We start from the raw sequence: 14,422 nt of genomic DNA, 5'->3' as shown, positions 1-14,422 counted from the left end.
GTCTTCAAGTGCTTCAGGTGATATCCTTACTGGGCTCGAGCGGGCAGGGGACGGGGACGAGGAGGGGGAGCAAAGGGTCGAGGTCGTTGAAGATGAAACACCGTAAATGATTGCCTCTGGACCAGTCCTCAGCGAGAACAGCGGCGATCCAGCGCACACAGCGGATATGAAGATCGCTAGTGTGACGATACCGGTCATTATAGCATCCTGCGAGAGCGACGAAATCAAGCGAGATTCACGATGCTCCGTATTGGGCCCCGAGAAACAAGTTCTGTCCAATAAGCGCTGCGCGCGCCGCTGCACCGTCCAGTGCCAAATCAGCCCACAATAGGGCCCCTGGATCGGCGCGCAAAAGGGACCTCTCGTTAGAGCAAAATGGTCAGCGCTCGCCGGGCGGAACTGCGTTGGGGCTATCAGGCGCTGATCTCGCAGTGGCGGGTGAGACGGTCGAGCAAAGCAGTCGTCATCCTGGGGCAAGATTGGGCGTCCAGAGTGTTTTGAACCACCACTCAGCGGCGGTAGTTTAGAGCCTTGCGGGGCGCGGCATCTAGCATTGCCATAGTGTATGGGTGTGACGGACTGGTGAGGAGTTGCGTGGTCGGCGCCAGTTCAACAATTCGACCATGCTGCAACACGGCGATCCTGTCACATATTCTGGCAACCGCGGCGATGTCGTGAGAAATGAAAATGTAGGAAATATTGTTCTGCCGTCCGACTTCTTTCAGAAGATCGAGAATCTGCACTTGGGTGGCCGTCTCGAGCGATGAAACCGGTTCGTCGGCGACGATGACCTGAGGGTTTGCAGCCAAGGCTCTGGCAATGGCGATCCTTTGGCGCTGGCCGCCCGAGAATTCATGCGGGTAGCGGTCGAGACCATCAGAACTGAGTCCCACCTGCCGAAACAGTTCGGTCGCGCGGGCGCGAATGGCGCTCCAGTCGCGAACACCACTGGCGAAGATCGGCTCACCCAGCTGACGCGCTACGGTCAAACGCGCATTGAGCGAGCTGTGTGGGTCCTGGAAAACCATCTGACATTGCAGGAACTCCTTTCGAAGGGGGCGCGCCGGCGGATTGCGCGCATCCTGGTCGGAAATGTATATCCGGCCCGACGTGGGCTGGTCGAGGCCGACCGCAATTCGGCCAAGCGTCGTCTTGCCGGAGCCGCTTTCACCGACGATACCCAGGGTTTCGCCACATTTGAGCATAAGCGAAACGTTCTTCAGCGCATTAACCGGGTGCTCTCGCGTGCCGAAACGTTGGGAAATGTTATCTAGCACGAGTTTGGGCGGCGGGTCGTCCCTGGATGCCAAGCCGACGGCCGGGTACGCCTTCGGGTGCACTCCTGCAATGTCCAGCGTCAGACGCGACGCAAGCATGCTGATGGTGTGGGGATGGCGCGGGTTCGAGAATACCGATCGGACATCTCCACGCTCGACCAAGCGACCGGATTTGATGACCGCGACACGGTCGGCTGCTTGCGAAACCACGTTAAGGTCGTGCGTAATCAGGAGGATCGCGCATTTGTTGCGGCTCTTGATGGCCCCCAACAGATCCAGCACTCTGGCCCGCATGCCCCCATCGAGTGCGGTTGTGGGCTCGTCGGCGATAATGACGCCGGGCTCGAGCGCTAGCATGGCGGCGATCGACACACGCTGCCGCATGCCACCGGAAAGCTGGTGGGGATACTGCGCCATGACCCGCTCCGGATCGGCAATCCCGACCTCATCAAGGGCGGCGAGCGCCGAGCTCCTCGCGGCCCCGCGGGTGGCGCCACGATGGAAAACGAGACCCTCGGTCATCTGGCGCGCAATCGTCAAGACGGGATTGAGCGAGCTCATCGACTCCTGAAAGATCATCCCGATGTGTGCGCCGCACAAGCGATTGATCGCCTTCCGATTCAGATCGGCAAGATCGACGCCGTTCAGGCATATTCGACCGGAGACATTCGCGGAAGGCGGAAGCAGCTGCATGGCAGCCAGCGCGATCGTAGACTTTCCGCTGCCAGACTCCCCGACGAGGGCCATGACCTCTCCGGGCAGCAACGCCAGATTGACATCCTCAAGTGCCACGACCGGGCCGCCGGGGGTATTGTAGGTGACGGTCAAATTGTCCAGGGACAGTGCCGGTCCTCGCGTCAAGAAGTTCTCCCACCGCGGGGATCGGACATGTCGCGCAACCCGTCGCCGATCAGGTTGAGCGACAGCGCAGTCAGGCAGATTGCCAGGCCCGGAAAGAACAGGATCCAGGGCGCCTTATTCATGTAGTTGGCGCCGGAAACCAGGATCAGACCCCATTCCGGAGCAGGGGGCTGCACGCCCAGGCCGAGGAAGGAAAGCCCTGCAGCAGCTAGCACCGCCGAGGAAACGCCGAGCGTCGCCATGACCGCTACGCTTTGAACGATGTTCGGCATGACATGGACTCGCACCAGCCTAAAGGGCCCAGTGGTCGCCAGCGAGGCGGCCTCAACATAGGGCTTGCCTCGTTCCACGGCGGCGAGCCCGTATGTCGTTCGCGCAAACACCGGCGCCATGCCGGCTGCGATCGCAGTCGCCACATTCAGCGTTCCCGGTCCGAGGAAAGCAACCAGTGAAAGTGCTATCAGCGTGTCAGGAAGGGCATATAGAAAATCCACGGCGCGCAACAACGCAACTTCGATGATCCTGCCGGAGAACGCTGCCGCGAGCCCGATGAGGCCGCCGACCAGCAGCCCGCCAGCCACCGCGCAGATTCCTATGCCCAGCGACAGGCGGGCGCCTACGAGGACGCGACTGAACAGATCGCGCCCGAACTCGTCCGTCCCAAATATGAACCGCGCACTGGGTGCAGCAAGCCGAGGACCGACAGCCATGCGATTGGGTTCGAACGGGGCCACCCAGGGAGCAAGCAGCGCGGCCGCGGCCAGGAAAATTGCGATCCCGAGGCCGAGAATAAACCTCCAGTGGGCACGCCAACCGGCCGAATGGGTGCCGCCGAGCGCGCGCGTCAAAGCCGCCTCATTCTCGGGTCGAGCAGCGCATACAAGAGTTCCAGGCATGTCGAGATGACGACGATGGAGGTAGCGAAGGCCACGACGAAGCCCTGGATCACCGGATAGTCCCGCTGCAGCATGGCCTGTACGGCCAGTCGTCCCAACCCGTTCCAGGCAAAGACGCTTTCGATGATCACCTGTCCGCCCATCATGGAGGCGAAACCAATGCCGAGGATCGTCACGATATTGACGAGCGCCGGCCGCAAGACATGTACCGCCAGTACCTGGCTCTCGGGCAATCCCCGCGCACGTGCAGTTCGCACAAAGTCTTCCGCGAGCACGTCCAGCAACGCGGACCGCGTCATCCGCGCGACGATTGGGGAATAGGCGAGACCCAAGGTGAGCGCTGGCAGCACCATGTTCTCCAGGTCGGTGCCGGCCACCGGCAACCATCGCAACCGCAGGGCGAAGATCTGCATCAGGATCAGCCCAAGCCAGAAGCCAGGAACCGAAAAGGCCAGCACCATGATGGTCGTCAGGAAGGTGTCGACACCGTTGCCACGGTTGACGGCAGCGGCGACACCAACCGGCACACCGATCATTGCCGCCAGACCAAGCCCTGCAACCGATAGCAGCAGGGTGTTCGGCAGTCTTTCAAGAATAAGAAGAGCGACCGGCTCGTTTGCACGAAAACTTGTACCCAGGTCGCCTGTCAGCGCATTGAGCACGTAGTCGCCGACCTGCCTCCAGATCGGTTGATCGAGCCCGAGCCGGTCGCGCATTTCGTTTACGGCGTCGGGCGTCATTGAGGCGGAACTGGCCATCATCGCGGTCACCGGATCGCCCGGCACAGCATGCACAAGAACGCCGGCCAGCATAAGGACAGCCAGCACTGTAAAAAAAGCGGCCAATATCCGCTTGGCAATGAGGGCTATCATTTCCGTCAACATTTCCGGGCCACCCGGCAATGGTATGCCAAATCATTCGGCGATGAAAGAGGCGTGCAAACCCGATCTGCCGGGCAGAGGCGACAATCAGGGCAGACCGGAACGATCGCATCGCTCTCGGCTGGCAGCCGATTTTCTGTCTGCCGCAAGCGTCCACTTTCATGTCGCCTTCAGGCGTCGCAACCGGCCACGACGGTCGCTATCTTTTTCATCGGCCAACCCGGTGTCCATAATGTTCTTCCATTATAGCGAAGCAGAACTTTGATTTGCTATTGTGACGGAAATACCTGCTGGCATTGAGCCCGCATCTTGCCAACGCATGCGATTTGAGGCGAGCTTTGAGCAAAGCATGTTTGAATGAGCTGCACTGATGCCGGTCACGCTACGGGCTGCGGCGTTGCGTGCAACGAGTTCGGGAGGCGAACTGGTAAAATGGCAAAAAAAGTCAAGAGGGTTAGCCGTCAGAAGGATGCAGTCGACATGACATCACGTGCGGCATCAATTATCGCCGTTGTCGATGATGACGCCCATGTGCTCGAGTCAATGGGAGAACTCCTGGAGGCGGTCGGCCATACCGTCCACGCTTATCCTTCTCCTCAATTCCTTCTTGCGAGCAAGGTGTTACAATCGCTCGATTGCCTCATCACCGATATTGGACTGCCGGAAATCGACGGTTTCGAGCTATGCCGACGCACACGCATAGAGCGACCGGATCTGCCGGTTATATTTATCACTGCCCGCGACCACGTCGCCGATCAGCAGCGGGCTGATGCCCAGGGCCATTACGGCCTTTTCCGCAAGCCCTTTTACGCAGCGGCGCTGCTTGCGGCAGTCGACCGCGCCCTTCTGAGCCGCAAGCAGCGTTAACACTGAATTGGCAGGAGATCAGCCGTGGTTGTGTTGAATATTCGTGGCGTCAACGGCGGTAATACCCAGATCGAGGAGACACGACCGTTGACGCCAGCGGACATCGAATGGGCCGCAGCGGTCGTGACGAGATCCTTTTTCCGTGACTCGGGTATGGTCTGGGTGCTTCCCGATGATGACGTCCGTCACCGCCTGGGTGTGGTGATGGCTTCGGCCTTTATCCGATATGCCTGTCTCGAAGGGCGCGTCGAGGTGAATGTCGGGGGCCGGGGCATAGCTATCTGGTTTCCGCCAGGAACACAGCCTCCGCAGGAGCCGGTCCTGCGCGAGTCCGGCCTGTGGGACGTGCCACAAATGATCGGCGACATTGCCTGGTCTCGCATCCGGAGCATGATGTCCGATCTTGAGGGGTTGCACCGCACGCGGAGAGCCGAGCCCCACTGGTATCTTTCGCTGCTCGGCGTCGATCCGGACTTCCAGCGTCAGAGCATCGGTACCGCGCTCCTACAAGCACAACTCAGGCGGGTAGATTCGGCACCGCTTCCTTGTTACCTCCTGACACAGACCGCCCAAAATGTGCGGTTTTATGAAGGGCGCGGCTTTCGGGTCGTTGCTGGGGCCGATGCAGCTGAAGGTCGGCTGCATCTGCGGCTGATGCGCCGACCAGCAAAAGACGGCTGACCCATTTTGCTGTGCGGAAAGTGGCGCAAGCTCGCGGCCACCTGACATTCACGCCGCTGTCAGGCGCCTCCAGGTTGCGGGCTCTACTCGGCGACCTTGACGTCGTTGAAGTACTGGGACGCCATGAAGCCCATCTTGAAGCCCTCGACCCTGGGGCTGTGGGCCATCAACCACGACCACCCCGGCGAAAGAAGGGGTATCATGTATTGGTTCTCCAAGAGGTATTTTTCGATTTCGTGGATATTTGCCGAGCGAGTGGTCCCCGAAAGGCGTCGTTGCTGCTCGAGCAACGCGTCCAGTTCCTCGTTTATGCCCATATTGGCAAAGCCGGGTCGCTTCCAGACGAAATACAGGTAATCCGGATCGACCCCCGAAATACCGAAAGTCCAAAGGGCAGGTTTTCCATCGCTGGCGACATTGAGGCCAGAGATTTGTTCAATGAAGGAACTCGGATCGCGTGTGTCGATCTCCGCCTCGATGCCGACCTCGGCGAGGTCCTGCTGCATCATCTGGTAAGCGGCGACCCATCCATCCCGGCGAGGCCCAAGGAGCTTGATGGCAAGCGGGTTTTTAGGACCATAGCCCGCTTTGGCAAGGAGCGCCCTGGCGCGCTCGGGATCGTAGGGCGGGAGCCAGGCAGCACACTGTTCCGGATCAAAGGCAAAAAGGCCTTCCGCGACCGGGCAATCGGATACTTTTGCCAGTCCTGCGAAGGCGACTTCGGCATAGGCTTTGCGATTCAGTGCCATGGCTATCGCCATGCGGATGGCTGGGTCGTTGAACGGTGGAATCTTCCAGGTGTACCCCGCAAACACCAGCTGACCGGAGCGTTCGGCAGCATAAAGCCGGAGGTCGGCATCGGCGCGGAGATCGCCGGCCTCCTCCAGCGACGGCTCCGCCATGTCCACTTCTCCGGACCGAAGGGCGGCCATGCGAGCCACGGCATCGGGGATCGTGCGAAGGATCAGCCGATCAATGTGAGGTTGCCCAGGGTTTTCGATCAACGGGTTGAAGTTGCGGTAGTCCGGATTAGCCGCGAGTTCCATTTGGTCGTCCCGCGTCCACTTGTCCAACATGAACGGGCCAGTTCCAACCGGTTGGTATTTGTCGCCGGAGACCGAGGCCGGGCAGATGATGGCGCTCGGCATGCTGGTCAGGAACGACAGGAACGGTCCGAAGGGTTCGCTGAGGTCGATCCTGACGACATTGCCCGAAACGCTGGTGCTCTTGATAGGTCCCCAGGTCTCGGCGTTGGGATTGAGCGTGGCGGGGTCGGTGGCGCGGTCAATGCTGGCCTTCACCGCCGCCGCGTCCAGAACGGTGCCATCGTGGCACTTGACGTCATCGCGGATCGTCAATGCGTAGGTCTTGCCGTCCTCCGAAGCATGCCAGGCGGTGGCCAGGCCAGGATAGATCGCCCCGTCGCGGTCCATCGCAAGCAGCGTGTCGAAGATCAGGTTGGTCACCTGCATGGACCTGGTGCCGCCATGCCTGTGGGGATCGAGGCCCTCGGCATCGAACTCGCGCGCAACGGATAAGTCGGACGCCTCGGCTGCACGTGAAAAGGCAATTGCAGTGGCCGCCAACGCCACCACAGTCACCGCCAGGGGCAACCATCTAACGAAGAATGCTCTCCGCCATTCCTTTGAAATCATACAAAATTTTGTCACCAGAAACCCGATCATCCCTAGACAGTGAGAGACCTTGAGGCATTCAAATATCACTGTCAATCAGGTTCAATGCTGGAAAGGGCCGACCAGCGGCGTTGTTTCGAAACGCCGCGTCGCTATAACAGGTTTTTACTATAGCGGTCGGCTGGGAGCTTTGATAAGAGCAGTACCGCATACACGGCCGGTTGGGAGAGACGCGGGGGAATTGGATGCCGCATTGGTCGACGACGATCTTTTCTTACGGCATATTTGCCGCCTCAGCAGCCTTGTGTGCGCTGGCTCTGCTGGTCGACATGGTTGGCGAATCCTCTAAGGGGCTGACTATCGCAAGTGGGGCTCTCGCGGGCGGCCTGTTTCTCGCCTGGCGGCTTGGCCGTGCCAAATCTCCGGTCAGGGACCCCGATGAAGCCGCAGGGGACGTTCCGGGCTTGGGATGGATTGCGGATGCGGACCATCGCATTATCGGCCTTGGGTCGCAGTTCCGAGACCATTTCGGTTCGGACGCGTATGGGACGGCCTGTTCTTTGCAGTACGCTCTTCACTGCGACGATGTCGAGGAAGCGACCTTGCAATGGCGGCGTGTCTGGGAGACGGGCGGGGAGTTCCAGGGAACGTACCGTTTTCGCGGTGCGGACCTGGAGCATCGTTGGTTCCTGTCGACCGCGCGCGCTCTGCGCAATCAAGACGGGCAGGTGACTGGCTGGTGCGGGACCCTCGTCGACATCCACGCACTGAAATTGGTCAAAGAAGAGGACCCCGCGGCTATACAGAGCTTGCATTCCCTGCTCGACAGCATTCCGGCGATGATCTCTGTGGCTGGCGGGAACGGACTGCAGGAATACAACAACAAGACAAGCGTCAACTTCCACGGCAAGACCTACGACAATCTGACTGGCACGCAGATGCTCGACTCGATCCATCCCGACGACCGCGACGATTTTATGGTCGCGCGCGCCCATTGCCTGGAACACGCTGTGCTGATGGACTACCGGACGCGTGTCAGGCGGGGCGATGGGGTTTATCGCTGGGTCCACCTGCGTTCCCAGCCCGTGCTCGACGCAGACGGCAATGCCGTGCGCTGGTACGGCATCACGCTTGACATCGACGATCAGGTCCGTTTGGAGGACGGGTTCCGCAGCGCACAAGAGCAACTCACGCGCGCCTCGTATCTCACAACTCTCGCCGAACTCTCGGCCTCGATCGCGCACGAAGTAAAGCAGCCTCTCGCGGCGGTCGTCACCAACAGCCATGCCTGTCAGGCCTGGTTGTCTGCAGATCCTCCAAACTTGCATCGTGCCCGCGCAACGGCGGAGCGCATCGTGCGCGATTCCATGGCAGCATCGGACATCGTGAACCGGATCCGCGCATTGTTCGCGCGTAAGCCTCCGATGCGGATTCCGACCGACCTTCGCGATGTCGTGCAGGAGGTTCGTCACATCATGATCAAAGAGGCGACGACGGAACGTGCGCACATCGAGACAGTCCTAGATCCAGAACCCCTCATCGTGCTCGCCGACCGCGTGCAAATCCAGCAGGTGCTGGTCAACCTAATTCGCAACGGCCTCGACGCCATGAAATCGAATACCACCGAGCCAAAGTCGCTCTCGATCTCGGTGCAACGGTTGGGCGAGACTGTTCTCGTTGAGGTCTGCGACACAGGCGCAGGCGTTCGAGATCCCTCGAAAATCTTCGAGCCGTTCTTCACGACCAAGGACGATGGTATGGGGATGGGTCTCGCCATTTGCCGGTCGATCGTGGAGGCGCATGAAGGTAGTATCTGGGCCGGTGTCGGCGCACCACGCGGAACCGTCTTTTCGATCCGTCTTCCAGCGTTGGACCGGGCGATGGCTAGCACGACTGGTTGAGACTGTTTGCGAACTCGATCCCGCGAAACGTGGGTACTTTTGATCGCAAAGACATCGGTCGAATAGTCGTTCGCGGCTTCCGTTGAAAGTGACGTCGAGAGCTATCATGCAATCAATGAAGCAAGGGGTTATTGTGTCATTGCTTTAACTACAGAATTTGCTCTGGTTTTCATCTTTGAAATTGCTCTCGGAGTTGTTCTCCACGCCTGCCTCCCTGACAACCGCAGGCCAGCCGACCGATTTTCTCGCTAGGGGCTTGCTCCCCGCACCTCCAGCACTCGCGGACGTTTCACTTATCGCCCACTCCGGTTCGCATTGGGCATCGATATCTGCAATGTCTGAGCCATCATAACCAATTGTGCCACCGATTTCGCCTGCATCTTCTGCATTACCCTCCCGCGGTGGATCTGGAAGGTGACTTCACTGATGGCAAGTTTGGCTGCGGCCTGCTTGTTGAGCAGCCCGCTCACGACAAGCGGAAGAACTTCGCGTTCCCGAGGGGTTAACGTCGATAGCCGAGCTTTCAGGACGGTGAGTTCTGTCTGGTGCGCGCGTCTCACCCTGTCCTGTGCAACAGCGGTTTGAACGGCGTTTAAAAGATCCGTATGTTCGAACGGCTTGGTCAGGAAATCCACGGCGCCATGTTTCATCGCGCGAACCGAAGAGGGGATGTCCCCATGCCCCGTGACGAACACGATCGGAGGATGACTTTCGCGGTCGAACTGCGATTGAAACTCAAGTCCGCTGATGTCTGGCAGGTTGATGTCAAGCACAAGGCAGCCTGGCAGGTTCGGTCGATCGAACTTGACATAATCGCCAATGGAATTGAAGGATTGTGAGGGGACACCGTTGGCCTCAAGAAAGTCGCATAAGGCCTCGCAAATACGTTGATCGTCGTCGACGATGTAAATCAGGCACGGCTCTTTAATCATTTACATCCTCCAGGTCGACAGGCAGCACAGTCAGATAAGGCGCCTAGGCCACAGCAGGGAAATGACCATTGCTTGGGCAGCAGCCCAGTTTCGCGATGTTTCGGCGGTACCCCTTAATGACGCAGAAAAGCTTCATCGCAGAATTGCTGTATAGTATTCCATTCGGGTTGAGGCCGATTGAAAATTTGTTGCAGCTGGGGCGCAATGCGGTCGCAAACGGATAACAAACTCAAGTGTTCCTCCATTCAATGGCATTTTCACTTATCTGCGGCCTGATGGCCGACAATCACACAAACATGTTATAGACCGGTCTCGTTTTCTAAGGGAAATTGGCAGCATCGGTCAACCGGTTGTCAGCCTTGCCCCGTGGAAACAGGATGCGTCGCATGTCAGTTTACTCTTTCGGACCGTTCCGCCTCAATGTCTCGAAGCGACTCCTGGAGAAGGATGGTGCCCCGATCGTCATCGGCGGTCGCAAGCTCGATCTTCTGATTGCTCTGATCGATCGTACAGGAGCAGTCGTGGGCGTGAGGGAGCTCATGGCTCTCATTTGGCCCGACGTGACTGTGGAGGAAGCCAACCTGCGTGTTTCCGTCTTCGCCCTCCGAAAGGCGCTGCAAGATGGGAAGGATGGTGCCCGCTATATCTTGAACGTACCAGGACGCGGTTATACGTTCGTCGCGCCTCTCCGGAACGAGCGCGCGGAAGGCCCTGCGGGGGACAATAACACTGCCCGCAGCGCTTTGAGATCGGGTCCGCTTCCGGAAGTGCCCCAATTGCTGGTCGGACGACACGACACCGTCAAAAATCTCGCTCAGCTGGTGTTGTCTCAGCGCTTTGTGAGCGTGGTCGGTCCGGGTGGCATCGGGAAAACGACTGTCGCGTTGGCGATCGCTCACTCCCTGCGGTACAAGTTCGATGACGATTGCGTCTGCTTTGTAGATGGAGGAGCGATCAGCGACCCGGATGACCTGCCATGCGCCGTCGCGTCAGCCTTTGGCTGCCCTGTTGCAGATTCGGACCCTCTGCCGGGGATTTTCACTTTTCTAACCGACAGGCGTACACTGCTCATTCTGGATAGTTGCGAGCACATCATCGAGGCCGCCGCGTCGCTCTCCGAAGTTCTTTTTCAGGCAGCGGAGACGGTTCATCTCCTGATCACCAGCCGGGAAGCCCTGCGTCTGGATGGTGAGACCGTGCACCAGCTTCAGCGGTTGCATGATCCGCTGGATAAAACGCCCACGGCTCTTCAGGCCATGGCGACCCCGGCCGTGCAGTTCATGGACAAGGCGACTGCCAGCGGCCACCTCGAAACTCTTAGCGACAGAGAAGCTCCCATCGTTGCAAACATCTGCAGCCAACTTAACCGCATTGCCCTGGCCATCGAGATGGTTGCCAGCCGGGTCGGCATATATGGAATTCTCGGAACAGTCGACCTAATCGACAACGGCGCCGAACTTGTCCTGCAGGGACGCCGCGATGCTTTGCCGAGACATCAGACTCTGCAAGCGTTGCATGACTGGAGCTACCGACGTCTTTCCGCATATGAACAGGCGGTCCTCGCCAGGCTTTCGGTGTTCGTTGGTGAACTGACGCTGGCGGCTGCACATGCAGTGGGCGATGCCGAGGATGACCGGGAGGGACTTACCCAGGCTATCGCGGACCTGGGTGACAAATCCCTCATTCAGGTTTCTTCTGTGCAGGGTTCAGCGGAAAACAGGCTGCTGGACACCACCCGCGCCTATGCCTCGTACAAGCTGGCTGAACGCGGGGAGAAGGACGAGATCGCGCAGGGCCATGCCCTGTATTTCTCGTCCGTTCTCGAGCAAACTCGGGATCGATACCCATTTACAACTGCGTCAAGTTCATTGTCGGGCCAGTCTTTGTCAACCATCGGGATACTGAGATGGTGATCAAAGCAGATTGACCGGCATGACACCCTGCCAACGCAGGTTGATTTGCAGTCCTTAAGGATACGGTGCACGGCGGACGCGAAACGGCGTCCTTCGCATGATGAACTTTTGCGCAATGGTATCCTTCAACTCGCTTCCACAACACGGAGGATGGTTCAGTGCGATCAGAAAGACTAACCACTGCTGCAAATGGCACTACCGATCTAGCTGTCCCACCCAGCATGGTCTTCCATTCCGAGTTTCTCAGACATTCTGCAGGGCTCGAGCTTTTTACCAGGTTGCGCGAATTCATATCGACGACTTGGGGCATCGACACCAGGACGTCGATGTTATGCGCGAATGAAGCAGTCCTTTCCATCGAAGCGCAGTTACAACGGCGAACTTCGGTCATCTGTCATCGAAAATGTCAGGGCGGGTTGGGAATGTGCCGAAAGCAAAAGGTTGAGAAATTCATCGACGCCAATCTGGACCAACGAATCTTGATCTCCGGACTCGCTTCCCTGGTGGGCCTGAGCTCCAGTCAGTTTCAGCGTGCTTTCAAGCAGAGCTTCGGTGAGACGACACATATGTATCTCATCAAACGGCGCATCGAGCGCGCAAAAACCATAATGCTGTCGCAGCAGCTAAATTTTGCGGAGATCGCTCTCGCTTGCGGTTTCTCCGACCAATCGCACATGACGCGTCTATTCACTCGGCTAGTTGGCGAGCCACCCAATAATTGGCTTCGAAACAGCGCCTACGCACAGCAGGGTCGGGATTCAACTCTTCAGGATTGGCAAATGGCGCAAGGCGACAATGCGGGCGCTGCTCACCACATATTCGACGTATCCCGGCAAGATGCGCTTGGCTGCTAGGCAAATTGCGGAAGCGATATAACCGTAGAGGAATTGCGCACGTGTTACGAGAGACTTCGTGGCTCAAAAGCTCGATTAGCGGACGTGGTAGCCAACCGAGGTGCAAGCCGCGATCACTTCTGACTTGCGTAACGCGCATCCCGAAGTTGAAACACGATATCGATTTCATCGAGTTCTCGCCCGTCATGGGAAAGGCCCTGCAGTTGCTTCAACGGCCGCCTATCGCGTTTGTCTGTCATCATCGTCCTCGGCTCGCCGAACTCAGCCTTATGAGAAGGCACAGCTCGCCTCACTGATCTAGGACGAGCGATTCTTCCCCCCAACCACACAAGGAGCATTATCATGAAGACCTATCTCATCAATCATCTGCGCATTCCCGGCGACATTCCGAACGACGCGGGACTGACCTACCTCGAACAGGTCGAAGCAACGGTCGCACCTTTCGGCGGCAGGTGGCTGGCCCAGGGCTCTGCCGACGTCGTGGAGGGCGCTTGGCCGGGCTCGGTCGTGTTGATGGAATTCCCCAGCCGCGATGCCGCGACGTCCTGGTACAATTCCCCTGCATATCAAGCGATCCTGCCGCTCCGCCTGAAGAACGCGATTTCGGACCTCATTCTAATTGACCAGATTCCCGAGGACTTCACCATCAAGGGCTTTGCCAGCGAGGTTCGCCGCGCGATTCGGGGCAGCTGAGCTGCCCGCAAACTCCGCGTGCGTGCGCCTTCCACGGATTGAGGACGCGCACTGCATCCTATGCCAGAATCGGGTCCCGGCGGTCAGCCGGGCACCGGGATTCCAACGGATTACAGCCCGCCCGTAACCTTCGACGCCCTGCGATCATCGAGCCACGCAACCGTCGATCGGGGCAATATCAAAACCATAGGTCGAGAGATGAGCACGTCATTTACCACCTTGCACGTTACGCACACCAACCGCGTCGCCCACGCCGTCATCGATGCCCCTCCCATCAACCTGATCGGGCCGGAATTCATTTCCGAATTGGTCAGGTTGATCGAATATGCAGAGAACTCAGACTGTCGTGTCGTGGTGTTCTCAAGTGCCGATCGCGACTACTTCATCCCCCACGTGGACATGACGAAGGTCCGAGAATACCGCGAGGCAGCGGCAAAGCTTGCGGGCGACGCGTCCATAGGTCTCCTGTTCCGCTACATGAGTGAAGCGAAGTTCGTTACAATCGCGCAGATCGAAGGCCGCGTCCGCGGAGCAGGCAGCGAATTCATCCTCGCATGCGATATGCGCTTCGCAGCGAAGGAGACGGCAGTCTTCTCCCAAATCGAAGCGGCCTTCGGGTTGATCCCAGGGGCCGGGGCGGTCCAGCACCTCTCTCGTTTGATGGGGCGCGGCCGCGCCCTGGAGGCTATGCTCGGAGCGCAGGATTATAGCGCCGACCTTGCTGAACGATATGGCTGGATCAACCGCTCGCTTCCGAAAGCAGAGCTCGCAGGCTTCGTGTCCACCCTTGCGCAGCGGATCGCGAGCTTTCCCGTCGAGGGGATCAACGACATCCGGGAAAGCTGCAACGCCATCACGCTTGGTAGCGCTGAAGCATACCGCAAGGACTCAGACCTGTTCGGTCTGGGCGTGGCGCGCCCCGAAACACAGGCGAGGGTCCGTGCCGCCATGCAGGCTGGACTTCAGACCCGCGATGCCGAGTTCTCCATAGAGGGCATCATCCGCGTTCTTGGCAATCATTGAGGAGCAGCA

The 14,422-nt window shown here is 58.8% G+C and carries 13 protein-coding genes; 7 read left to right on the top strand and 6 right to left on the bottom strand.

What is annotated here, in order from left to right:
* Nucleotides 1-509 precede the first annotated feature (509 nt).
* From FHS21_RS23065 to FHS21_RS23055, 3 genes are read right to left on the bottom strand one after another with little or no spacing between them, the layout of a single operon-like run.
* Nucleotides 510-2,138, bottom strand: a complete 1,629-nt coding sequence (locus FHS21_RS23065; RefSeq protein WP_183664148.1) for a dipeptide ABC transporter ATP-binding protein — start codon at nucleotides 2,136-2,138, stop codon at nucleotides 510-512.
* Entirely contained in the window at nucleotides 2,135-2,986 is an 852-nt protein-coding gene (locus FHS21_RS23060; protein ID WP_246411152.1) for an ABC transporter permease, read from the bottom strand. The genes FHS21_RS23065 and FHS21_RS23060 overlap by 4 nt, the downstream gene beginning before the upstream one ends.
* Nucleotides 2,983-3,918, bottom strand: a complete 936-nt coding sequence (locus tag FHS21_RS23055; RefSeq protein WP_246411151.1) for an ABC transporter permease — start codon at nucleotides 3,916-3,918, stop codon at nucleotides 2,983-2,985. The genes FHS21_RS23060 and FHS21_RS23055 overlap by 4 nt, the downstream gene beginning before the upstream one ends.
* Before the next feature lie 429 nt (nucleotides 3,919-4,347).
* Here FHS21_RS23055 and FHS21_RS23050 point away from each other — a divergent pair, with 429 nt between their 5' ends.
* Together FHS21_RS23050 and FHS21_RS23045 are read left to right on the top strand one after the other, a co-directional pair.
* Nucleotides 4,348-4,782 (top strand): response regulator transcription factor, encoded by a 435-nt coding sequence (locus FHS21_RS23050; RefSeq protein WP_376772192.1) that lies wholly within the window; start codon nucleotides 4,348-4,350, stop codon nucleotides 4,780-4,782.
* 24 nt (nucleotides 4,783-4,806) lie between these two features.
* Nucleotides 4,807-5,463 carry a GNAT family N-acetyltransferase gene (locus FHS21_RS23045; RefSeq protein ID WP_183664146.1) on the top strand — a complete coding sequence of 219 codons (657 nt, stop codon included), beginning with the start codon at nucleotides 4,807-4,809 and terminating at the stop codon, nucleotides 5,461-5,463.
* 83 nt (nucleotides 5,464-5,546) lie between these two features.
* Here the strand turns inward: FHS21_RS23045 and FHS21_RS23040 are convergent, their stop codons facing one another.
* Complete coding sequence (locus FHS21_RS23040; RefSeq protein ID WP_312879915.1) at nucleotides 5,547-7,133, bottom strand: ABC transporter substrate-binding protein; 1,587 nt, start codon at nucleotides 7,131-7,133, stop codon at nucleotides 5,547-5,549.
* A 209-nt stretch (nucleotides 7,134-7,342) separates the two neighbouring features.
* Between FHS21_RS23040 and FHS21_RS23035 the strand changes: the two genes are divergently transcribed.
* Complete coding sequence (locus FHS21_RS23035; RefSeq protein WP_183664144.1) at nucleotides 7,343-8,998, top strand: PAS domain-containing sensor histidine kinase; 1,656 nt, start codon at nucleotides 7,343-7,345, stop codon at nucleotides 8,996-8,998.
* A gap of 293 nt (nucleotides 8,999-9,291) precedes the next feature.
* Here the strand turns inward: FHS21_RS23035 and FHS21_RS23030 are convergent, their stop codons facing one another.
* On the bottom strand, nucleotides 9,292-9,930 hold the full coding sequence (locus FHS21_RS23030; protein ID WP_112532449.1) for a response regulator transcription factor: 639 nt from the start codon (nucleotides 9,928-9,930) through the stop codon (nucleotides 9,292-9,294).
* Between the two features lie 386 nt (nucleotides 9,931-10,316).
* Here FHS21_RS23030 and FHS21_RS23025 point away from each other — a divergent pair, with 386 nt between their 5' ends.
* Nucleotides 10,317-11,843, top strand: coding sequence for an ATP-binding protein (locus FHS21_RS23025; RefSeq protein WP_183664142.1), 1,527 nt, complete (start codon nucleotides 10,317-10,319; stop codon nucleotides 11,841-11,843).
* A 422-nt stretch (nucleotides 11,844-12,265) separates the two neighbouring features.
* Nucleotides 12,266-12,697 carry a helix-turn-helix domain-containing protein gene (locus FHS21_RS23020; protein ID WP_162702145.1) on the top strand — a complete coding sequence of 144 codons (432 nt, stop codon included), beginning with the start codon at nucleotides 12,266-12,268 and terminating at the stop codon, nucleotides 12,695-12,697.
* A 113-nt stretch (nucleotides 12,698-12,810) separates the two neighbouring features.
* On the opposite strand, the gene FHS21_RS31235 is transcribed toward FHS21_RS23020, so the two are convergent.
* Nucleotides 12,811-12,939 carry a hypothetical protein gene (locus FHS21_RS31235; RefSeq protein ID WP_281386139.1) on the bottom strand — a complete coding sequence of 43 codons (129 nt, stop codon included), beginning with the start codon at nucleotides 12,937-12,939 and terminating at the stop codon, nucleotides 12,811-12,813.
* Nucleotides 12,940-13,039: 100 nt separating this feature from the next.
* Here FHS21_RS31235 and FHS21_RS23015 point away from each other — a divergent pair, with 100 nt between their 5' ends.
* Complete coding sequence (locus tag FHS21_RS23015; protein ID WP_112532452.1) at nucleotides 13,040-13,390, top strand: DUF1330 domain-containing protein; 351 nt, start codon at nucleotides 13,040-13,042, stop codon at nucleotides 13,388-13,390.
* A 60-nt stretch (nucleotides 13,391-13,450) separates the two neighbouring features.
* Nucleotides 13,451-14,413, top strand: a complete 963-nt coding sequence (locus FHS21_RS23010; protein ID WP_183664140.1) for an enoyl-CoA hydratase/isomerase family protein — start codon at nucleotides 13,451-13,453, stop codon at nucleotides 14,411-14,413.
* The last annotated feature ends 9 nt before the right edge of the window (nucleotides 14,414-14,422 follow it).

This window comes from Phyllobacterium trifolii, assembly GCF_014192095.1.
Lineage (GTDB): Bacteria > Pseudomonadota > Alphaproteobacteria > Rhizobiales > Rhizobiaceae > Phyllobacterium > Phyllobacterium trifolii.
This window is presented reverse-complemented; position numbering and strand designations above follow the sequence as displayed.